The sequence below is a fragment of the Ruegeria atlantica genome (assembly GCF_013032005.1).
In the GTDB taxonomy this organism is placed as follows: Bacteria; Pseudomonadota; Alphaproteobacteria; order Rhodobacterales; family Rhodobacteraceae; genus Ruegeria; species Ruegeria atlantica_A.
Genome location: NZ_WQBE01000001.1, coordinates 699,252 through 720,547, shown reverse-complemented (window position 1 = coordinate 720,547; position 21,296 = coordinate 699,252). Strand labels below are relative to the sequence as shown.

Annotated in this window: 21 protein-coding genes and 1 tRNA gene; 10 read left to right on the top strand and 12 right to left on the bottom strand. The window is 57.1% G+C overall.

Features of this window, described 5'->3' with window-relative positions; translation table 11 throughout:
* Position 1: 1 nt before the first annotated feature.
* The 5 genes from GOX21_RS03545 to GOX21_RS03525 form a co-directional block, all read right to left on the bottom strand.
* Positions 2 to 1,315: a TRAP transporter large permease gene (locus tag GOX21_RS03545; protein WP_170348848.1), complete on the bottom strand. Its 1,314-nt coding sequence runs from the start codon at positions 1,313 to 1,315 to the stop codon at positions 2 to 4.
* A 4-nt stretch (positions 1,316 to 1,319) separates the two neighbouring features.
* Positions 1,320 to 1,853, bottom strand: a complete 534-nt coding sequence (locus GOX21_RS03540) for a TRAP transporter small permease (protein ID WP_170375509.1) — start codon at positions 1,851 to 1,853, stop codon at positions 1,320 to 1,322.
* 69 nt (positions 1,854 to 1,922) lie between these two features.
* Positions 1,923 to 2,900: a TRAP transporter substrate-binding protein gene (locus GOX21_RS03535; RefSeq protein ID WP_170348846.1), complete on the bottom strand. Its 978-nt coding sequence runs from the start codon at positions 2,898 to 2,900 to the stop codon at positions 1,923 to 1,925.
* A gap of 50 nt (positions 2,901 to 2,950) precedes the next feature.
* Positions 2,951 to 4,201, bottom strand: coding sequence for an NAD(P)/FAD-dependent oxidoreductase (locus GOX21_RS03530; RefSeq protein WP_170375507.1), 1,251 nt, complete (start codon positions 4,199 to 4,201; stop codon positions 2,951 to 2,953).
* The gene (locus tag GOX21_RS03525) at positions 4,198 to 5,331 is read right to left on the bottom strand and encodes an enolase C-terminal domain-like protein (protein ID WP_170375505.1); all 1,134 of its coding nucleotides are present in this window, start codon (positions 5,329 to 5,331) and stop codon (positions 4,198 to 4,200) included. Before GOX21_RS03525 ends, GOX21_RS03530 begins: the two co-directional genes overlap by 4 nt.
* Before the next feature lie 100 nt (positions 5,332 to 5,431).
* Between GOX21_RS03525 and GOX21_RS03520 the strand changes: the two genes are divergently transcribed.
* The 4 genes from GOX21_RS03520 to GOX21_RS03505 all read left to right on the top strand — a co-directional run bounded on the left by GOX21_RS03520 (position 5,432) and on the right by GOX21_RS03505 (position 8,171).
* Complete coding sequence (locus GOX21_RS03520; RefSeq protein WP_170375503.1) at positions 5,432 to 6,349, top strand: LysR family transcriptional regulator; 918 nt, start codon at positions 5,432 to 5,434, stop codon at positions 6,347 to 6,349.
* Positions 6,350 to 6,475: 126 nt separating this feature from the next.
* A complete protein-coding gene (locus GOX21_RS03515) occupies positions 6,476 to 7,186 on the top strand; it encodes an aspartate/glutamate racemase family protein (RefSeq protein ID WP_170375501.1) in 711 nt (236 codons plus the stop codon).
* 295 nt (positions 7,187 to 7,481) lie between these two features.
* A complete protein-coding gene (locus tag GOX21_RS03510; RefSeq protein ID WP_170348841.1) occupies positions 7,482 to 7,742 on the top strand; it encodes a hypothetical protein in 261 nt (86 codons plus the stop codon).
* Positions 7,743 to 8,000: 258 nt separating this feature from the next.
* Positions 8,001 to 8,171 (top strand): hypothetical protein, encoded by a 171-nt coding sequence (locus GOX21_RS03505; protein ID WP_170348840.1) that lies wholly within the window; start codon positions 8,001 to 8,003, stop codon positions 8,169 to 8,171.
* Between the two features lie 410 nt (positions 8,172 to 8,581).
* On the opposite strand, the gene GOX21_RS03500 is transcribed toward GOX21_RS03505, so the two are convergent.
* Positions 8,582 to 8,658 (bottom strand) — tRNA-Ile (locus GOX21_RS03500).
* A 107-nt stretch (positions 8,659 to 8,765) separates the two neighbouring features.
* On the opposite strand from GOX21_RS03500, the gene purM reads away from it, so the two are divergent.
* The 3 genes from purM to rnd all read left to right on the top strand — a co-directional run bounded on the left by purM (position 8,766) and on the right by rnd (position 11,674).
* Complete coding sequence (gene purM / locus GOX21_RS03495) at positions 8,766 to 9,812, top strand: phosphoribosylformylglycinamidine cyclo-ligase (protein WP_170375499.1); 1,047 nt, start codon at positions 8,766 to 8,768, stop codon at positions 9,810 to 9,812.
* Positions 9,809 to 10,405 carry a phosphoribosylglycinamide formyltransferase gene (gene purN / locus GOX21_RS03490; protein WP_170375497.1) on the top strand — a complete coding sequence of 199 codons (597 nt, stop codon included), beginning with the start codon at positions 9,809 to 9,811 and terminating at the stop codon, positions 10,403 to 10,405. The genes purM and purN overlap by 4 nt, the downstream gene beginning before the upstream one ends.
* A 111-nt stretch (positions 10,406 to 10,516) precedes the next feature.
* Positions 10,517 to 11,674: a ribonuclease D gene (gene rnd, locus GOX21_RS03485; RefSeq protein ID WP_170375495.1), complete on the top strand. Its 1,158-nt coding sequence runs from the start codon at positions 10,517 to 10,519 to the stop codon at positions 11,672 to 11,674.
* Positions 11,675 to 11,680: 6 nt separating this feature from the next.
* Here rnd and GOX21_RS03480 read toward each other — a convergent pair whose 3' ends face one another.
* On the bottom strand, positions 11,681 to 12,208 hold the full coding sequence (locus GOX21_RS03480; protein ID WP_170375493.1) for a hypothetical protein: 528 nt from the start codon (positions 12,206 to 12,208) through the stop codon (positions 11,681 to 11,683).
* Between the two features lie 139 nt (positions 12,209 to 12,347).
* Here GOX21_RS03480 and GOX21_RS03475 point away from each other — a divergent pair, with 139 nt between their 5' ends.
* The gene (locus tag GOX21_RS03475) at positions 12,348 to 12,758 is read left to right on the top strand and encodes a SufE family protein (protein WP_170375491.1); all 411 of its coding nucleotides are present in this window, start codon (positions 12,348 to 12,350) and stop codon (positions 12,756 to 12,758) included.
* 6 nt (positions 12,759 to 12,764) lie between these two features.
* Here the strand turns inward: GOX21_RS03475 and GOX21_RS03470 are convergent, their stop codons facing one another.
* Positions 12,765 to 13,430 (bottom strand): DUF1638 domain-containing protein, encoded by a 666-nt coding sequence (locus tag GOX21_RS03470; RefSeq protein ID WP_170375489.1) that lies wholly within the window; start codon positions 13,428 to 13,430, stop codon positions 12,765 to 12,767.
* 89 nt (positions 13,431 to 13,519) lie between these two features.
* Positions 13,520 to 14,218 (bottom strand): corrinoid protein, encoded by a 699-nt coding sequence (locus GOX21_RS03465; protein WP_170348833.1) that lies wholly within the window; start codon positions 14,216 to 14,218, stop codon positions 13,520 to 13,522.
* Positions 14,219 to 14,508: 290 nt separating this feature from the next.
* On the opposite strand from GOX21_RS03465, the gene GOX21_RS03460 reads away from it, so the two are divergent.
* The gene (locus GOX21_RS03460; protein WP_170375488.1) at positions 14,509 to 15,573 is read left to right on the top strand and encodes a PA0069 family radical SAM protein; all 1,065 of its coding nucleotides are present in this window, start codon (positions 14,509 to 14,511) and stop codon (positions 15,571 to 15,573) included.
* 48 nt (positions 15,574 to 15,621) lie between these two features.
* Here the strand turns inward: GOX21_RS03460 and gltA are convergent, their stop codons facing one another.
* Together gltA and gltX are read right to left on the bottom strand one after the other, a co-directional pair.
* Complete coding sequence (gene gltA / locus GOX21_RS03455) at positions 15,622 to 16,917, bottom strand: citrate synthase (protein WP_170348831.1); 1,296 nt, start codon at positions 16,915 to 16,917, stop codon at positions 15,622 to 15,624.
* A gap of 119 nt (positions 16,918 to 17,036) precedes the next feature.
* Positions 17,037 to 18,437 carry a glutamate--tRNA ligase gene (gltX, locus tag GOX21_RS03450; RefSeq protein WP_170376110.1) on the bottom strand — a complete coding sequence of 467 codons (1,401 nt, stop codon included), beginning with the start codon at positions 18,435 to 18,437 and terminating at the stop codon, positions 17,037 to 17,039.
* Positions 18,438 to 18,515: 78 nt separating this feature from the next.
* Between gltX and GOX21_RS03445 the strand changes: the two genes are divergently transcribed.
* Positions 18,516 to 20,567, top strand: coding sequence for a ComEC/Rec2 family competence protein (locus GOX21_RS03445; RefSeq protein WP_170375486.1), 2,052 nt, complete (start codon positions 18,516 to 18,518; stop codon positions 20,565 to 20,567).
* Here the strand turns inward: GOX21_RS03445 and lexA are convergent.
* Positions 20,561 to 21,259, bottom strand: coding sequence for a transcriptional repressor LexA (gene lexA, locus GOX21_RS03440; RefSeq protein WP_170375484.1), 699 nt, complete (start codon positions 21,257 to 21,259; stop codon positions 20,561 to 20,563). The genes GOX21_RS03445 and lexA overlap by 7 nt on opposite strands.
* Positions 21,260 to 21,296: the final 37 nt, after the last annotated feature.

Sequence of the window (21,296 nt, the reverse complement as noted above, 5' to 3'; positions counted from 1 at the left end):
GCTACCCGGTTGGGCCTTGCCGCAGGTTATTCGGTAGCCAGGTGGCCAAATCCGGGAACCAGATCAGGACGAAAACCATAACAACCATGATCAGGAACATCGGAATCGCAGCACGGGCGATATAGCTCATTTCATGATTGGTCATGCCCTGCATCACAAACAGGTTGAACCCGATAGGCGGCGTGATTTGCGCCATTTCGACCACGACGACGATAAAGATACCGAACCAGATCAGGTCGATTCCGGCGTCGCGGATCATAGGCTCGACCACAGCCATGGTCAGCACGACTGAGGATATGCCGTCCAGAAAACACCCAAGGATGATGTAAAACACAAGCAGCACCATCAGCAGTTCGAACCGCGTCAGTTCCCATCCGGCAATCAGATCGGCCAGACCGCGTGGCAGGCCGGTAAAGCCCATCGACAGCGACAGGAAAGCCGCGCCCGCAAGGATCAATGCGATCATCGCGCTGGTGCGAGTGGCCCCCATGAGGCTTTCAGTGAACGTCTTCCAGTTCAACGAACCCTGACCAGCTGCGAGCAACAGCCCTCCGATCACACCAAAGGCGGCGGCCTCAGTCGCGGTGGCATATCCCAGATACATCGAACCGATGACCACGACGATCAACAGGATCACTGGCAGCAAAAAGCGCGAGTTCTTGATCTTCTCGGCAAAGGTCAGTTTGTTTTCCTGGTTCGGGTTCCAGTCCTTGCCGATTTTGGAATAGATCGCGACATAGCCCATGAACATGCAAGCCAGCACCAGACCCGGCAGGATGCCAGCAAAGAACAGCTTGGTAATCGATTCATTGATGGTGACGCCATAAACGATCAGCGTCAGCGAAGGCGGGATCATCAGGCCCAGCGTCGCAGCACCTGTCAGAGTGCCGATGATCATGCGTTCGGGATAATTGCGCTTGCGCAGTTCTGGGATCGACATCTTGCCAACCGTGGTCAGCGTCGCCGCGGACGAGCCCGACACGGCGGCAAAGACCGTACAGCCGACGATATTGGTATGCACCAGACCGCCGGGCAGGGGGGCCATCCACGGTGAAAGCCCCTTGAACATGTCTTCGGACAATCGCGTTCGATACAGGATTTCACCCATCCAGATAAACATCGGCAGCGCCGTCAGCGTCCATGAGGACGAGGCTGACCAGATGGTGGTGATCATGACGTCGCCGACGGGGCGAGTAGTGAACAGCTCCATCCCGACCCAGGCGACGCCCATCAGTGCCAGCCCGACCCAGACGCCGGTGCCCAACAGAGTGAATAGAACAAAGAGGAAGAGGATGATGATTGATGCGTTTTCCATGCTCTCATTCTCCGTGGCTTTGATCGGCAAGATCGCGGGTGATGCGGTGATCGCCGCGGAAGATCACGTGAATCAGATGATCAGTCAGGGCGATGGCCAGAATGACCGCGCCGATTAACATGGTCGATTGCGGTATCCAAAGCGCGGTTTTGTCCTGTCCCTGGCTGATATCGTTGAACTTCCAGCTCCAATAAACAAAGCGGTAGGCGTACCAGCAGAAGTACCACATGACGGCCGTGCCGATGCCAAAACACCAAATCTCCAGCACCCGGCGGAATTTATCAGGCACCGCATTCAACAGGATCGACACGCGGATATGGCTGCCCCGGTTCAGCGCATTGGCAAAAGCCAAGAATGAGGCCGCGGCCATCGCATACCCAGCATAGTCGGGCGCGCCAGGGAATACCTCGCCGGTCCAACGGGCCAGCATCTGCACCACAATTAGAACCAGAATGGCGATAAGGCTCAACGCCGCCAGTACGCCTGCTGCCAGATAGATGAAATCCAGTACGGACCGGAGCCCTCGTAACGCTGCCATACTGTCCCCGCTTTTCTTTTGGTTGGATAGAGAACGGGCGGCAGATCGCTGCCGCCCGCGTCCATTTGGTTATTGTTGTGCTTGGAAGGCGTCGACGATGGCTTTGCCTTCGTCCCCGGCGGCCTCGAGCCATTCATTGGTCATGGTGACGCCGATTTCTTTCAACTCGTTGGTCATCTGCTCGGACGCCGGACCAACGGTCATGCCGCCGTCACGCAAGCCTTGCAGGGTGAACCCGGTATATTCCTTGGCCCGCCAGTTCCCCGCATATTCCGCCAGTTCGGCGCAGGCTTTGATGACGTTCTTGTTCGCGTCAGACACGCCCGCCCAGATATCCGAGTTCACCATCACGTAGTTGCGCGGCAGCCAGGCATCTACTTCGTAGAAATAATCCAGGCTTTCCCAAACTTTGCGGTCATACCCGGTTGAGCCAGAAGACACCATGGAATCGGCAACGCCAGTGGCAAAGGCCTGGCTGATCTCGGCCGCTTCGATGGTCACCGGCAGCATTCCGGTCAGCTCGGCCAGACGTGACGTGGCGTTGTTGTACGAGCGGAACTTGATGCCTTTCATGTCAGCGACCGAGTTCACCTCGTCCTTAAAGTACAGCCCCTGCGGCGGCCACGGCACTGCATAAAGCAACGTTAGGTTCTGTTCGGCCAACAGGTTCTCGATCGAGGGTTTTGCAGCATCCCAAAGCTTGGCGCTGTCGTCGAAAGACGTGGCAAGGAAGGGGATTGAATCAAATCCAAACAACGCGTTCTCGTTCTGGTGGCCGGACAGCAGACGCTCTCCAATAGGGGCCTGGCCGGTCTGAATGGCGCGTTTGATATCCGCCCCTTTGAACAGGGAACCCGAAGGGTGGGTGACAATCTCGATCTCGCCGCCGGTACCGGTGGTCACGCATTTGGCGAATTCAGCACCTGTGGCCGAATGGAAGTTCGACGCAGAATAGGCCATCGGCATGTCCCATTTTTCAGCTGCGACCGGCAGGGCTGCGGCAGCGGTCAGTGCGGTTGCTGCCATAAGGCTCGTCAGTTTTTTCATTTTAGTCTCCCAGTTGGTATTGATTCTGCCGATGTTGTTCACCGGCTTTGCTAATTTGCGTATCGCGACGGGGCGTAAACGCTGACATCCGTGTTCGGAAGTCTGCCCGCGATCATTTGCGCCAAAAGACGCCCTGTTTTCGGCCCGCCCGTCAGACCGATGTGATGGTGGCCAAAACCCATATACGCGCCGTCAACCCCCGGAACTTCACCGATAACCGGTATCGAATCTGCGGGTGCGGGCCGGTGCCCCATCCATTCCACTTCATCCTTCCATGTCACACCCGGAAAAGCCGCCCGGGCATTCTTGCGCATCAATTCGAACGGCGCCTTCGAGGGTGGCGCGTCCAACCCGCCGAACTCGACAATCCCGGCCAGACGGATGCGACGCTCTAACGGAGTGGCGACGAATTTGCCTGACGCTACCATAACCGGGCTTTTCGGCATCGCGGAAGGTTCCACTAATTCAAGATGATAACCGCGTTCGCTTTCCAGAGGAACAGAAATGCCCAGTTGGTCTGCCAAGGGGCCGGACCAGACCCCCGCCGTTATAATCGCTGTGTCGCAGGGTATGGTTGTACCGCCTGCGCGTACACCTGTAACTTTGCCGTTGTCCCGAACCACGTCTTCGACTGCAGCGCGTATAACTTTGCCTCCATTGTCCTCGACATGGGCGGCCAGATCTTTGACATAGCGCCCCGGATCAGTGATGTGGCCATGATCGGCAAGCCGGGCGGCAAACCCGAGGTCTTTGCTGAAAATCGGGTCATAAGCGTGAAAGGCTTCGCCTTCTAATTCGTCCCACGCAAAACCATGCTTGCGCCGGATGTCCCAGCCAAGTGCATCACTCTCAAAATGTTTCCGGTTTTCGTAAAGGAACAGATAGTCGGACGGGACAATCCACTTCTCGGCCCCGGTGCCGTGCGCCAGTGTCTTATGGTCATTCAGGCTATCGCCGACAATAGGCGTCAGCGCAGCAGCAATGCGTTCAACGTCGCTCGCGTTGGCATGTTTCAGATAGCGCAGTAGCCATGGCAAAAGCTTGGGCACGTATCCCCATTTCAAGAACAGTGGCTGGGACGGATCAAACAACATCCTCGGAGCCTTTTGCAGCAGCCCCGGAACCGTGACTGGAATGATCGAGCAGGATGCCAGAACCCCGCCATTGCCGTGCGACGTACCCTCGCCAGGTCCAGCCTTGTCGATCAATATGACGTCATGCCCGTCACGTTGCAGCCAGACCGCTGTGGACACGCCAACAATACCGGCACCGATTATGGCAATGGTCTTGCGCTCACTCATGCTACCACCGCCTTGGCCACGGCATAGTGGTTCAGCTTGTTCAGGTCCGGTCGGCCACCAATCCCGGGCATGTCCGGCACGATGACTTGTCCGTTCTGTACCACGAAGGGGTCTTCCAGAATGTCTTCTTTCAGGAAATACGATGCCTGATAGAACTCGCATCCCAGCTTTATTTCAGGTGTTGCAGCGATCATGTGGGTTCCGGCCAGATGCGCCAAACCAGCCTCGAACATATCTCCACCATAGGAGCTGAGCCCATGAGCCGCAGCGATGCGGGCCACAGTCTGACTCCGGCTAAGCCCACCGGACTTCATGATCTTGACCGACACGCCATCGCATATGCCTTCTCGCGCGGCACGCTCCATATCCTCAGGGCCAAACACGCTTTCGTCGGCCAGCAGGGGCAGGTCGATCTGACCTCGCAGTTTGGCCATCATGCCATAGTGATGCGCCCGCACTGGTTGTTCGATGAAATCGGGTTTGAATTGAGCAACATCGCGTACCTGAGCAGGAGCATCCTCGATAGACAGACCTTGGTTGTAATCCACGCGCACAGAAAACTCGGGGCAATGTTGCGCCAGATGTTCAAGCCGCATGATGTCGAACGCATGGTCCTTGAATCCGGTCTTCAGCTTGACGATGCGAACCCCGTCCTCGCGCAATTGCTCGAGTAGCGCAATGTCCTGCGCGAAATCAGGATTGGCGATCGAACAACTCAGCGGAATCGAGTCCCGGCATTTGCCACCCATCAGTGCCCAGACCGGCACGCCGCTGATACGCCCTGTCAGATCCAGCAAGGCGGTTTCCAGTGCGGCCTTGGCCTCGGTGCAATGTGCGACGGCATAGGCGGCCTTGGCCATGATCCCAGCCCGATCTGCCACATGTGACCCAACAACCAACGGCCGGATATAACGATCCAGCGCTGCGTAAGTTGCTTCGGGTGTACCGGTAAAAACCGACCATGGCGACGCTTCGCCAAATCCTTCTGATCCGCCCTCTGAGGTCAGGCGCAAGATCACAATTTCGCAGCTGCCTTCGACCGAGCCGATTCCATGATCACGCCGTGATGTAACAGGCAGATCAAGGTGCCAAAGGTCAAACCCTGTGATGGTTTGGTTCAAGTCGGTCATTGGTCCTCCGGTCGATTGGGGGAACCGTGCCGCGATAGCTATATCATTTCAAATACTATATTGTGGCAAGGGTATCAGAAAAAATGATATGGGAATGTCAATGTCTTTAAGGTTTCGGCAATTGCAGGCGTTTCACGCGATTATGGAGACGGGAACGGTGACTGGGGCGGCTTCGGTTCTGGGGATATCGCAACCTGGTATCAGTAATCTTCTGGCTCAGTTAGAACGCGAAGCCCGCCTGCCGCTGTTTGAGCGCAACAAGGGCCGTCTGTTGCCAACCCCCGAAGCTGATCTGCTGTATCGCGAGGTAGACACGGTCGTGCGTGGGCTGGATCACGTGGCGCAGGCCGTGACGGATTTGCAGAACAAACATCCCGGTCAGCTGCAAGTGGCCGCACCGCACATGCTGTCGTTTGGATTCATGCCACGGGAAATCGCGCGCTTCGCCGCCAGCCGCCCCAATCTGTCGGTCAGTTTTCAATCGCAATACTCGTCCAAAATTCAAGAATGGGTGATCTCGGGCCTGTTCGAGGTCGGCATTGTCGAGGTGCCAATTCTGCACGATACGCTTAATGCTCAGGTGTTCCGCTTTGAAACCGTGGCCACATTTCCCGAAGGCAGCCATTTGGCCCAATACGACGTGCTGACCCCTGAGTTGTTAGAGAACGAGCCCTTTATCGTGATGGGCCCCGAGCATCAGACCTATCGTGGGACACGGGATGTTTTTCAGGCGGCGCACCGGACTTGGCGCACGCAAATTCATACACATCTGTCCGAAAACCTGCTGAGCTTTGTCAAACAGGGCATGGGGGTTGCAGTCATCGACCCCTTTACCGTCGCCTTTGATACTGAGCGCGGATATCAGACCCGCCCATTCCAGCCTGCGGTGACTTTGGAACTGGCGATCATCACAGCCAAAGGGCGTCCTTTGTCGACCATCGCGCGGGAGTTTCTGGACCAACTTGTGCCCGCGATGGCGTCTTTTTCCACCAACGCGCATGGCGGCGACAGCGTTTGAATACCAAGCGCTCAGTTTTTGCCTATTGACCTTTATCCGGTCTGTGCAAACTCTGCCCACGTCGCCGCGTTTCGAATGGCGAACAGACCCCTGCAGAACGTGCCCGGAAATGAAAAGGTTTGAGGAATGATCGCAACTGGTGGCAAATCACTTTATGGCGCATCGGTGGGTATCCTGATGCTGGACGCACGCTTTCCCCGCATTCCCGGCGACATGGGCAACGCGCTGACCTGGCCGTTTCCGGTGCATTACCGCATCGTGCGGAACGCTTCGCCCGATCTGGTGGTGCGTCGTGGAGCGCAGGGGATGCTGGACGCCTTTGTCGATGCCGCGCGCGAGCTGGTTGACGAGGGCGTCGACGGGATCACCACCAATTGCGGGTTCCTGTCGCTGTTTCAGAAAGAGCTGTCTCAGGCGGTCCCGGTGCCCGTTGTCACATCCTCGCTGATGCAGGTCGAAATGGTGAACAAGGTATTGCCTGCGGGCAAACGGGCAGGGGTGCTGACGATCTCAGCCTCGACCCTGACCGAGGCCCACCTGCGCAGCGCACAGGTGCCTGAGGGCACGCCCATCGGCTCGACCGAAGGAGGGCAGGAGTTCACACGCGCGATCTTGGACAATGAACTGACGCTGGACGTGGACAAAGCCCGCGCCGACAATGTCGAGGCCGCCCTGGCGATGAAAGAGGCCCATCCTGACCTTGGCGCGTTGGTACTGGAATGCACCAACATGTGCCCCTACGCCGCCGATATTCAATCGGCGACGAGGCTGCCGGTGTATTCCATCGTCTCTCTGGTCAGCTGGTTTCAAGCGGGGTTGCGACCGCCTGTTTATTGAGCGATTAACGCTGAGCGGCGACGTGTTTTGCATCCATTCAACGCGCTGCGTGCCCGCGCAAGTTAAACGATGAATTTCACGCGGATTCGACACCTCGAGTCGGTTTTATTGGCGTAATTGCCGTAGTATATCTTCTTCACTTTGCAGGATATTCTAGTGGCCGGTGCCGGCACTTGGAGATGTCAGTCGCGCGATCACAGATCACGCGGATGAGATATTGCAGATGATAAGATGATGCAAATTTTTGGTCTAAAGCACCGATTGACCCGTATCCCTTTTGTAATGGGAGGAAGTCATGACCAATAGTTTCGACGTAAAATCGACGTGGGATTCGGTAATGGATGAGACCAAGAACCCACTCAAGAAATACTCTCTATCTACAGCGCATATGCTGATGCAGATGTTGGCGTGGATGTGGAGTGCAATTTTTTCACTTATGATTGGCAGCTATTTCGTTTTCGGAATCACAGCGGTGGGCCACATGCTGCTGATTGGTGGATTGTTTGTAACGTTAGCCGTTTTCCAAAAAGCCGAAGCGGCTGATCCCAAAGAGTGACGTTCCCTCCCCCCAATGATGGGGAGCCATCGTAATCCGGGGCATTTGGTCCAATCCCTGACGTGCTCCGAATAGCCTACACTACCCCAAACTGTCGCCGCGTTGTTTGTAAAGGTACATCTCCGAACAACGCGGTTTTTTTGGTTAGGGAATGCATGTGAAGGCTCTGCAGTCGAGTATGGCGTTTTGTATCCACTAAACTTGAGGCGATTTTTTATCTTATAGTGACGAAATGTTTTTCGCGGTCGGGGATTAGCAATGGACAACACTGTATTATATTTTTTAGTTGGCATTTTTGTCGTTGGGCTTTTGACGCTCGGCTATTACTCAAGAAGTAGCGGCGCATTGATATCTATTGTGATCGTGATTGGCGTAATTGCCTCGGTAATAGCCTATCTTGGTGGTTATTTTGGTGAGCCTCCAAATTAAAAATCCTACTGAGCATCGAAAGCAGCGAGTGATCCAGCGCCTGCGTTGCCGCGTATCCTTTTTGTCCCTTTAGTCTGGGCAACCCCTGACCAGACTATGGCCCGCGTTGCTCGCCATCCCAGATTTGGGCAACGCGGGCACTGTAAATCCAGTTCTTAAGGTAATCCGCATCGTATTTTTCCCCAACTGCGCTCAGTGTAGGCCATTTAAGTTTCCTTCAGGTCAGCGCGGGATCTTTGGGTTCTAGGGGTATCTGGCTTCTTGATACGATTGACCGGCCGGGCAAGTGATTTCTGGTCTATCAGTAATGCGTGTTGTTCTGGTTCGGTCTGATCCGACTTTGGATCACGCAACAACCACAGAAACAGCGTTCCCTTGCTTGCCTTCTGAAAACCAGTTTTGCGGTGATTTGGTAGGCCCGGCAGGACTTGAACCCGCAACCAAAGCGTTATGAGCGCTCTGCTCTAACCAATTGAGCTACAGGCCCGCCTGAGCGCTTTGAGTATCACGGTGAACGGCCGCGTCAAGCCTGACCGTTGCAAGATGCCCAACAATCGACTAACCCGCGCGGGAACCATTCATAAGGGGCTGGCCATGACGACGGGCAAGAACGGAATCACCTATGCCGATGCAGGCGTTGATATTGATGCGGGGAACGCTCTGGTCGACCGGATAAAGCCTGCGGCCAAGCGCACCAACCGCTCGGGCGTGATGAGCGGTCTGGGCGGGTTTGGTGCCTTGTTCGATCTGAAAGACGCCGGATATCAGGACCCGATTCTTGTGGGCGCGACCGACGGTGTGGGCACCAAGCTGCGGATTGCCATTGATACCGGTGTGGTCGACGGTGTTGGTATCGACCTGGTGGCAATGTGCGTCAACGACCTGATCTGTCAGGGGGCCGAGCCGCTGTTCTTCCTGGACTATTTTGCCACGGGCAAGCTGGACACCGACACCGCCGCGCGGATCATCGAAGGTATTGCCGAGGGCTGTGTGCAGTCTGGTTGCGCCCTGATCGGCGGTGAAACGGCTGAGATGCCGGGCATGTATCCCGATGGCGATTTCGATCTGGCTGGCTTTTCGGTCGGCGCGATGGAGCGTGGCGCACACCTGCCTGCGGGTGTGCAGCGGGGCGACGTGCTACTGGGGTTGGCCTCGAACGGGGTGCATTCCAACGGCTATTCGCTGGTGCGCAAGCTGGTTGAAATCTCTGGTCTGGGCTGGGATGCCGCATCGCCTTTTGGCGACGGGTCGCTGGGTGAGGCGCTGCTGACGCCGACGCGGTTGTACGTGAAACCCGTTCTGCAGGCGATCCGGGCAGGGGGCGTACACGCGCTGGCCCATATCACCGGCGGCGGTCTGACCGAAAACCTGCCACGCGTGCTGCCCGAAGGGCTGGGTGCCGAGATCGACCTGAACGCCTGGGACCTGCCGCCCGTCTTCCGCTGGATGGCGGAAACCGGTGGTATCGTCGAGGCCGAGATGCTGAAGACCTTCAACTGCGGCATTGGCATGATTGTCGTCTGCGCCGAAGACCGCGCCGATGAACTGGCCGCTCTGCTGGCCGAGGCCGGAGAAACAGTTGCTCGCATCGGCACCGTGACCGACACGCCCGGCATGGTCTATTCGGGCAAACTGTTGTGAGCCACAAGCGCGTCGCCATCCTGATTTCGGGGGGTGGGTCCAACATGGTGTCGCTGGTCGACAGCATGGTCGGCGATCACCCGGCACGCACGTGTCTGGTTCTGTCGAATGACGCTACGGCAGGCGGGCTGAAAAAGGCCGCGGACCGTGGAATCCCGTCGGCTGCGGTAGATCACCGCCCCTTCAAGGGCGACCGCGCTGCGTTTGAAGCAGAGCTGTTGAAGCCGTTGGAAGAGGCGCAACCGGATATTGTCTGCCTCGCGGGGTTCATGCGTGTTCTGACTGGTGATTTCGTTTCACGCTTTCAGGGGCGGATGCTGAATATCCACCCCTCACTGCTGCCGAAATACAAAGGCCTCAACACCCATGCCCGCGCGATCGAGGCCGGGGATGCCGAACATGGATGTTCGGTTCACGAGGTTACGGCAGCGCTGGATGACGGCCCGATCCTGGGGCAGGCGCGGGTAAACATCGAAGCCGGCGACACGCCCGACGCTTTGGCTGCTCGTGTGCTGGTTTGGGAGCATAAACTTTATCCTGCAGTGTTGCGCCGTTACGCCAGTGGCGACCGGACTCCGGTGTTGCTGCCCTGAACGTCCCAGAGTGATTTACACGCGTGTTAAATTCGGCCTATGGTCTGCACTACGGCTAGGTACGGAAGAGACGATCAGCCGAAGAAAACAAGAGCAAGAACAGCACCGCGCATGAAAACCCTGACAACGACGCAAGAGCTGGCCGATTTCTGCAAGGCCGCGGCGGAATATGACTATGTCACCGTAGATACCGAATTTCTGCGCGAACGGACCTATTATTCAAAGCTTTGCCTGATACAGCTGGCCGTTCCGTCCGATAACGAGGACAGCGCGGTTCTGGTCGATCCGCTGGCTGATGGATTGTCTCTGGACCCGCTTTATGAGCTGTTCGGCAACGACGATGTGGTCAAGGTCTTCCATGCCGCGCGTCAGGATCTTGAAATTTTCTGGGTCGAAGCCGGTGTCTTTCCGAAACCGCTGTTCGACACGCAAGTTGCAGCAATGGTTTGTGGCTTCGGTGAGCAGGTGGGTTATGAAACGCTGGTGCGTAAGATCTGCAAGCAGGGGGTCGACAAGACCTCGCGGTTTACCGATTGGTCCCGCCGCCCGCTATCCGAGGCGCAAAAGACCTATGCGCTGGCGGATGTCACCCATCTGCGCCAAATCTATGAATATCTCGCAGCGCAATTGCAAAAATCGCAGCGCAGTCATTGGGTGGCAGAGGAGTTGCGCACGCTGACCCAGCCTGCGACTTATGACATTCACCCCAAAGATGCATGGAAACGTGTAAAGACCCGGACGAATTCGGCCAAATTTCTGGCCGTGGTGCGGGAATTGGCGCAGTTTCGTGAGGCTTACGCGCAGGAAAACAATGTGCCGCGCAGCCGGGTCTTCAAGGATGACGCGCTGATCGAGCTGGCATCAACAAAGCCCAAATCGCCCTCGGATCTGGGCGGCTCGCGCTTGTTGCTGCGCGAGGCCCGAAAGGGCGCGATTGCCGATGGTATTCTAAGCGCCGTCAAAAAAGGGGTGAATTGCCCTGCGGATCAGCTGCCGCAAGTCGACAACAGCAGAGACAAACTGAAGGTGAACCCGGCGCTGGCGGATTTGCTGCGGGTTTTGCTGAAATCGAAAACCGAAAGCTCTGGCGTGGCAGCCAAATTGATAGCCACCAGCTCGGAATTGGATCAGATCGCAGCGGGTGAGCGGGAACTGCCTGCGATGTCAGGTTGGCGGTTTGAGGTGTTCGGCGAAGACGCCTTGAAACTGTGTGAAGGTAAAATCGCGCTGGCGGCCAAAGGTCAGAACGTCAAAGTTGTATCGCTGTAGCGCCGATTAACGGCGCCGCGATTCCAATGCGTTCTGCTGTCCTACAACCCGCACCAGACGAGTATTTTCCAAGTCTTTTTTGCTGATATTGATGGCGTCGGACACCATCCGAGACCGCTCGGTTCCCGTATTCGTTGCGCGCGCGGGATAGGTTACCCGGAAAGTGAACTCCAAAACGCCGTTCTTCTGGTTTTCTTCACTGTCCACGCGAACCAGTCGGGCGTCATATGCACCTTGCCGGATAGCCGTCCCCGAGGCGTAGACGATTGCACCGTTCGGGGTCGGCTCAATCCTCAATTCATCAATCTTGGCGATCGGAACGCTTGTATCCTCGGGGGTTGGCCTTGAGAGCAACCCACCGCCTTCCCTTGTTTCGGGCACAAGAGCGTTGGCGTCATAGGTCGCTGTTTCCGGCGGCGGGGCTGACGTGCTTGAACCGAACCAGTTGGACGGGTTCACCCGTGACTCGCGCCAGCTGTTGCAGGCAGACAGGGCCAGGGTAGCCACCAAGAGAACAGTAAACGATTTTTGCATGGTCCCAACGTCCAGAGCTGTAAGTCCAGCAATGGGTTATCGCAATTTCTGTTGATTGAAAAGCCGCGTAGGGGGGTGGACAGGCATAGATCGGAGGCATAGTTCACAATTGTGATTGCAACGAAAGGACCGCCGCGACATGGCAACGCCTGCCTTTGAAGAGATCGTCGAGGATTTCGAGTTTCTGGAGGACTGGGAAGACCGGTACCGCCACGTCATCGACCAGGGCAAAGCGATGGAGCCGCTGGAGGACGCACTAAAAGTGCCGGCCACCAAGGTCCACGGCTGCGCAAGCCAGGTCTGGTTGCACCCGATCATCGAAGACCGGGTTTTCCGGTTCGACGGGGACAGCGATGCGCTGATCGTACGGGGCCTGATCGCGGTACTGCGGTCCCTGTATAACGGGTTGCCCGTCAGCGAAGTTCCCAAGGTGGACGCAGGCGGAGAACTGGCGCGCTTGGGTCTGAACGATCACCTGTCCGCACAGCGGTCGAATGGATTGCGGGCAATGATTGATCGTATCCGCGAAGTGGCCCAGGAAAACGCCTGACGCTATTCAGGCTTTCGGTGTGCGTTTTGCCCAATCGGTCAGGGTGGTTTCCAAATCGCCATAGCCGGTCAGGCGACGTTCGAATTCCAAACCCATCCGCTCGGCACATTCACGAGCGCGGGCCGTCAGGTCCGGATCGTCAATTTGCGCCTGATAGACCAGCTTGGTGTAGTTGCCGAAATACATGCTAAGCAACTCGGGGTGTCGGTCCAGCCCCAGCGGTTTCCACACAAAGGCATCGAACTGCCGGGCTAGAAAGTCGGTCAGGTAAAAGGCGGTGGTTTCCTCATCACCATGTGCTTCAAACGCCTGATTTCCTTCGAAGAAGGAATAACAATGGGGGCCCTTGACCATCTCGACGCCCAGGTCTTCGCAGGCTTGCTGCAGCAGGCCACCCGTTCCGCAATCGGCATAGACCACAAAGATCTGGTCATAGTCGTCACGGTGTTTGGCGACGGCCTCTTGTACCGCCGGAATGATCTTGTCAGGCTGGATGTGAAAAATCGCGGGCAGGCAGGTCAGCGCCATGTGATCCCAGCCATTGCGTTGCTTCAGGTCCAGAATCTCACGCGCCAGCGCGCCACAGGCCAACAGCAGGATGCGCCCGTGCTCACCGGATTCGTAGCCCTTGGTCGTCAGGCTTGCATCGTCTGGCAATTTATCCTGCTGCATTGGGTGCCTCTCGGATTCTACGCGACTGTCAGTGTAACAAAAAAGGCCGCCCGAAACCCGGACGGCCCCAGAATAACCTGCACGTCCGGTTAACCGGCCAGTTGGTTGTGCTTGCGCGAGACGAAATCCTTGGCGGTTTCAACCGCAACGGCTGCGTCACGGCAATAAGCATCCGCACCGATGGCTTTGCCGAATTCCTCGTTCAGCGGCGCGCCGCCGACCAGAACGATATAGTCTTCGCGCTTACCTTGTTCGACCAGCGTGTCGATCACAACCTTCATGTAAGGCATGGTCGTGGTCAGCAGGGCGGACATGCCCAGAATATCTGGCTCTTCGGTTTCAAGCGCTTCCAGATAGTTTTCAACCGGGTTGTTGATACCGATATCGACCACTTCAAAGCCAGCGCCCTCCATCATCATCGACACAAGGTTCTTGCCGATGTCGTGGATGTCGCCTTTGACTGTACCGATCACCATCTTACCCACGCGCGGTGCGCCGGTTTCGGCCAGCAGCGGCTTGAGGATAAACATACCGCCCTTCATGGCGTTTGCAGCCAACAGAACCTCGGGCACGAAAAGAATACCGTCGCGGAAGTCGTGGCCCACGATGGTCATACCACCGACCAGAGCCTTGGTCAGGATGTCGTAAGGCGTCCATCCGCGTTCAAGCAGGATGTTCACACCTTCTTCGATCTCTTCTTTCAGGCCGTCATAAAGATCGTCGAACATCTGCTCGACAAGTTCGTCGTCATTCAGTTCGGACAGGACGATGTCTTCTTCTTCAGACATGGGGCGTTTCCCTGAGCTGTGCGAGCCATAGGCCCGTGGTGGCATTTTTTCCGTTTTGGCCAAAACGTCGCAGTTTGACTGTGACGATTGCGACCTCAGTCGTTTCGGGACCGACCTATACGTCAAATTTTCGCGTCTCTCGACAGAATAATCTGCAAGATGATCCTGCATCTGGTTCATTTTACTGGCGGATAACCACGCGGTTGATACCTGCGCGGCCTCGAATGCTGTGCTTGCGGGTATTCGGGATTGCCGTTATACCCAATCAAGGGAACATAAAGAGAACAATCATGGTTGCACCGCATATTCGCGGCCGAGGAGCCGCCACAAATGCCGCTGGACGGTTCGAACATTTCGACACCATCCCTTGTGACGATGGCTGGGATATCGACGAGGACCTGCCGCCTTTGCGAACCGATGTTCGGGACGAGGTCGCGCGCAGCCTGATTACCTATAACCGTTCGCCGGATTTGCCGTTTGATCGCTCGATCAACCCGTATCGCGGGTGTGAGCATGGTTGTGTCTATTGTTTCGCCCGCCCGACCCATGCCTATCTTGGGCTATCGCCGGGGCTGGATTTCGAAACCCGCCTGATCGCACGGCCAAACGCAGCGGATATCCTGCGCAAGGAGTTGTCGGCCAAAGGGTACAAGGTTGCACCCATTGCCTTGGGTACCAACACGGACCCTTACCAACCGATTGAGAAAACCCGCGCGATTACAAGAGGCTGCCTGTCGGTTCTGCAAGAATTCAATCACCCCATCGCCATCGTCACAAAGGGGGCCTTGATCGAACGGGACTTGGACATTCTAGCGCCCATGGCTGAGCAGGGGATGGTGCGAGTGGGGATATCCCTGACCACTCTGGATGCTAATCTGTCCCGTCGGATGGAGCCGCGCGCGCCCTCACCACAGCGCCGATTGGCCATGATACGCCGCTTGACCGAAGCTGGGGTGCCGGTGCGGGTCATGACGTCTCCCATAGTGCCTGGTCTGACGGATCATGAGTTGGAACACCTGCTTGAGGCGGGGCGTGAGGCAGGCGCGGATGCTGCCAGTTGGATCATGTTGCGCTTGCCGCGTGAAGTATCGACGTTGTGGCAGGAGTGGTTGCAGGATCACGAACCCGCGCGGGCGGAAAAGATCATGTCCAAGCTGCGCGAAATGCACGGGGGCAGGGACTATGACCCGCGCTGGGGCCACCGGATGCGGGGTGAGGGTGAATATGCTGGGCTGATTGCCAAGCGGTTTGCCTTGGCGGTCAAGCGCTTGGGCCTTGTAACGCGGACATCGCCCCTGCGATGCGACCTGTTTGCCCGCCCGGCTCAGATCGGCGATCAGCTGAGCTTACTATAAAAGAAGCCCCGGACGCAGGTCCGGGGCTTAAGCATTTCATCGCTGCAATCAGCGGTTTTCGATATCCACGTAATCACGCATGGTTTCGCCCAGATACAGCTGGCGCGGACGACCGATCTTGTTCTGTGGATCGGCGATCATCTCTTTCCATTGGCTGACCCAGCCAACGGTGCGCGACAGGGCGAAGATCGGCGTGAACATCGAGGTTGGGAAACCCATCGCCTCGAGGATGATGCCCGAATAGAAGTCCACATTCGGGAACAGCTTTTTCTCGGCGAAATACGGATCTTCCAGCGCTTCTCGCTCAAGCTCTTTGGCGACCTGCAGTTTTGGATTGTCTTCGATGCCCAGCAGATCCAGCACTTCGTCAGCGGATTGCTTCATCACCTTGGCGCGCGGGTCAAAGTTCTTGTAGACGCGGTGGCCAAAGCCCATCAGGCGGAACGGATCATCCTTGTCCTTGGCGCGGGCAATGTATTCAGGGATGCGATCCACTGAACCGATCTCTTCCAGCATCTCCAGACACGCTTGGTTGGCGCCACCATGGGCCGGACCCCACAGACAGGCGATACCGGCCGCGATACAGGCAAACGGGTTCGCACCCGAGCTTGAAGCCAGACGCACGGTCGAGGTCGAAGCGTTCTGTTCATGATCCGCGTGCAGGGTAAAGATGCGGTCCATCGCGCGGCTGAGGATCGGGTTAACATCATACTCTTCGGCCGGAACGCTGAAGCACATGCGTAGGAAGTTCGACGCATAGTCCAGGTCGTTGCGCGGATACACGAAGGGCTGACCGGTGTGATACTTGTATGCCCAGGCTGCGATGGTCGGCATCTTGGCGATCAGACGGTGCGACGCAATCTCGCGCTGACGTGGGTCATGAATATCTGTCGAGTCATGATAGAAAGCCGACATTGCACCGACGACGCCAACCATGATTGCCATAGGATGCGCATCGCGACGGAACCCGCGATAGAAATACTGCATCTGTTCGTGCATCATGGTGTGGCGAGTGATCGTGGTCTCGAACTTCTCCAGATCTTTTGCGACTGGCAGCTCTCCGTACAGCAGCAGGTAGCACACTTCGAGGAAGTGCGATTTCTCGGCCAGTTGGTCGATCGGATAGCCGCGGTGCAACAGTTCACCCTTATCGCCGTCAATATAGGTGATGGTGCTGTCGCAGCTGGCTGTCGAGGTGAAGCCCGGATCATAGGTGAACACACCCGCATCACTGTACAGTTTGCGAATGTCGATCACATCCGGGCCAACGGTTGGCGAGTGAACCGGCAACTCGTAATTTTCACCATGTACGGTAAGAGTGGCTGTTTTTTTGCTGTCGGTCATCGTTGTCCCTTCTTCGTTCATGAGCACGCCGGGTGAGCGGCCTGCGCGCGGTCAGCGGTCACACACCAAAGTGTTGACCGGTCGTAACGAAGCAGCGTTACCTGAATATTAAGCCAGGGTCATTTTGCTGCGTCGGAAAGCCGTGCCAAGGTTTCTTCACGCCCCAGCACAAGCATCATGTCAAACACCGAAGGAGTCACTGCCCGACCCGCCAAAGCCGCCCGCAAGGGCCCAGCCAGCTTGCCGAACTTGATGCCTTTCGCTTCTGCAAAGGCATTGAGGGTTTCCTCCAGTTCGTTCCGCAACCAGCTAGCATTTTGCACATGCGGCGTCAATTCACTTAGTATACCGTCGGATACTGTTTGCAGTGCTTTTGCCGCTTTCTCATCCGGCTCAATCGGGCGGGAAATCAGCGCAAAGTGTGCTTTTTCAAGCAATTCCGGGAAGGTTCGGGCGCGATCCTTCAGACAATACATTGCACGTTCAAGAACACTAGATTGTGTCTGAGTGAGAGCAGGAAGGCCCGCCGCATCCAGATAAGCTTCAATTTCATGCCGCAGCGCAGCATCATCAGACGTCGCGATATGCTGACCGCAGAGATTCTCAAGCTTTTTAAGATCAAAGCGGGCCGGACTTTTGCCGATTCCGTCCAAATCAAACCACTCTTTGGCCTGCTCGTCGGTAAAAAACTCATCGTCGCCGTGGCTCCAGCCCAAACGCGCGAGATAGTTGCGCATGCCAGCGGCAGGATAGCCCATCGCCTGATATTCCTGTGCGCCCAAGGCACCGTGACGCTTCGACAGTTTCTTACCGTCTGGTCCGTGAATCAGCGGGATATGTGCCCATACCGGAACGTCCCAGCCCATCGCTTCGTAGATCATCATCTGGCGAGCGGCGTTGTTGAGGTGATCGTCGCCCCGGATCACATGCGTCACGCCCATGTCGTGATCATCCACCACCACAGCCAGCATATAAACCGGTGTTCCGTCCGAGCGCAGAAGGACCATGTCGTCCAGCTGATCGTTGCGAATGGTCACATCCCCCTGCACCTGATCGCGGATCACGGTTGCGCCGTCCTGTGGGGCCTTGATACGGATTACAAAAGGTGCATCTGGATGGGTGGCCGGATCAGCGTCACGCCAAGGGCTGCGAAACAGCGTGGACTTGCCGTCGGCCCGAGCCTGCTCACGAAAGGCTGCAATTTCATCCTGGGTTGAAAAACACTTATAGGCTTTACCTTCGGCCAGAAGCTGGTGAGCGACCTCGGCATGGCGTGTGGCACCCTCAAACTGGCTGATTACATCACCATCGTGATCTAGGCCAAGCCATTCCATGCCTTGCAGAATTGCGGCTGTCGCCTCAGGCGTCGAGCGTTCGCGATCCGTGTCTTCGATCCGCAGCAGGAACTTACCGCCACGACCGCGAGCATAGAGCCAGTTGAACAACGCAGTGCGGGCACCACCGATATGCAAAAAACCGGTGGGCGAGGGGGCGAAACGGGTGACGACCTGATCGGACATTGTGTGGATTAACCTTTTGGTAACCGTGTCGGGCATAGTTTGGCGTCTGTCTAACGAGCCCGAAGGACGGGGGCAACCATGCGTGTTCTGACACGGGTCGACGTCGCTTTGCTGAACCAGACAGGGTATTTGTTCCAGTGGTCTCCGATTTGTCTGGCAGTTGGCATCGGCCTCTATTTCAGCCTTTGGTTTGAACCGGAATGGCAGGTCTATGCCTGTCTTCTACTTGGGATCACGTTGCTGGTCTGGGTTGGCCGAAGGTGGCGCACTGGCTGGGCTGCGTTGGCAACGGGGGGCGCGCTGATCGCGTCCGGTTTTATACTGGCCGGCGCCCGAGCCCATACGGTCGCAGAGCCGGTCCTGTCCTGGCGTTACTACGGCCCGATCGAGGGGCGGGTCGTAGCCATGGATCGCTCTGCGTCGGACGCGTTGCGGGTCACGCTGGATCGGGTGCGCATAGGGGATGTGCCCGCAGACCGCAGACCGCAGCGCGTCCGGCTTTCACTGCACGTAGGGCCGGTTTCCCTGGCGCCTGGGCAAAGGATCATGACCACCGGGCATCTCTCACCGCCGCAAGGTCCGGTTGAACCCGGTGGGTTTGATTTCCGCCGTCATGCCTGGTTTCAAGGGCTGGGCGCGGTTGGCTATACCCGGGTGCCGGTGATGACCATTGCCTCCGCAACTGACGCGACCGAAGGGGTCCGGGTAACTGCCTGGCGTATGGCCATCTCGGAAAGGGTACGTGCGATCCTGCCTGGTGAGATCGGTGGGTTCGCAGCCGCCGTCACAACCGGAGATCGCAGTGGCATGGGGCAAGAGACGTTAAAATCCCTGCGGGCCTCGAACCTAGCGCATTTGCTGGCGATTTCGGGCCTTCACATGGGGTTGCTGACGGGGTTCGTTTTTCTGGTGTTTCGGTTGGGCTTGTCAGCCATTCCTTCAGTGGCCTTAAGGTTGCCCGCCCGCAAGTTGGCGGCAGTTTGTGCGTTGATCGCGGCCGTCATCTACCTGCTGTTGTCCGGGGGCAATGTTGCAACGGAACGCGCTTTCGTCATGGCCAGCGTAATGCTAGGGGCGATCCTGATCGACCGCCGTGCGATTTCTTTGCGCGCCGTGGCCGTGGCTGCCCTAATCGTGTTGATTCTACGGCCAGAAACATTGTTGAGCCCGGGATTCCAGATGTCCTTTGCAGCCACTACGGCGCTTGTCGCGGTGTTTGGGCGGTTGCGGGACTATGGCCCAATGCCCGGTCCAATATGGCTGAAACCGGTGACCGGCTTGCTGTTGTCCTCGGCGATTGCAGGGCTTGCGACCGCTCCTATCGGGGCGGCGCATTTCAACACGATGTCACACTATGGGTTGCTGGCCAATATGCTCTCGGTCCCGGTAATGGGCACGATTGTGGTGCCCGCCGCCTTTGTCGCGGCATTGCTGACCCCTTTCGGGCTAGAGGCGGTCGCATTGAATGTCATGGGTCTGGGGTTGGAGTGGATTCTGATCGTTTCAGACAAGGTGTCAAACTTAGATGGCGCGCAAGGCTATGTCGTTAGTCCGCCGCATTACGTGTTGCCCATGTTTGCGCTGGGGGCGTTGTGGCTGGCGCTGTGGCAGGGCCGCGCAAAATGGATTGGGATTATACCGGTTGCGTCCGCATTTATGTTGTGGGGGCAGGGGCAAAGACCCGAGGTTCTGATCGCGGATTCAGGCGGGTTGGTGGGTGTCATGACGGAACATGGCCGCGCGCTGAGCAAAGAAAAAGGCAGCGGTTTCATCGCTACGGTATGGTTGGAAAACGACGGTGACGGAGAAGATCAGAAGAAGGCGGCCAGCCGCTGGCCTGATGCAGAAAACGCTGTTCAGCGCTTTGATTGGCAGGGCAAGGAAGTGATTCACATCACCGGAAAACGTGCGGCAAAAGGGTTTGAAGAATGCCAATCAAACCAGATCGTGGTGTCTGCAGTTGAGTTGAACCTGAATGGGGATTGCGGTCTTTTCGATCCGAACCGCCTGAAAGAGACCGGAAGCCTGGCGTTTTCAAAAGGACGCATAACAACCAGCCGAGAGGTAATCGGCCATCGCCTGTGGTCCCCGGCCATCGCCGAGAACCGCAATTTAAAACGGGATCAGTAGCTGCGGATCAACCCGACCAGCCGTCCCTGCACCTTGACCTTGTCCTCGGGCAGAACGCGGGTTTCATAGGCGGGGTTCGCAGCCTCAAGCGCGATAGCATTGCCACGGCGGAAATAGCGCTTCAGGGTCGCTTCCTGATCTTCGATCAGAGCCACGACGATATCGCCATTATCGGCAACCCGAGTTTCACGGATCACCACGACATCGCCGTCATTGATACCGGCATCGATCATCGAGTCGCCACGTACCTCAAGCGCGTAATGTTCGCCTTTGCCCGAAACCATGCTGCCCGGGACCGCCACACGGTGCGATACGTGGCTAATCGCCTCAATCGGAACACCAGCGGCGATACGGCCCATGACCGGCAATTCCAAGGCATCTACAGTGACCGGTTCGAAATTCGCCGGGCGGGGACCTTCGGGCCTGTCGCCTTCAATCACGCGAGGTTTGAAAGCGGCTGTTGGTTCGCCGCCGAGACTCTCGGGCAGCTTCACGATCTCAATCGCGCGCGCCCGGTGGGCAAGGCGACGAATAAAGCCACGCTCTTCCAGCGCAGTGATAAGGCGATGAATCCCGGACTTCGACCGTAAATCCAGCGCGGCCTTCATTTCGTCGAAACTGGGCGGAACACCGTCCGCCTGAACGCGTTTGTGGATGAATTCCAACAAATCCAACTGTTTCTTGGTCAGCATTGCTCACACCTCGTCGGTCATGCGTTTTCTTTTGTTC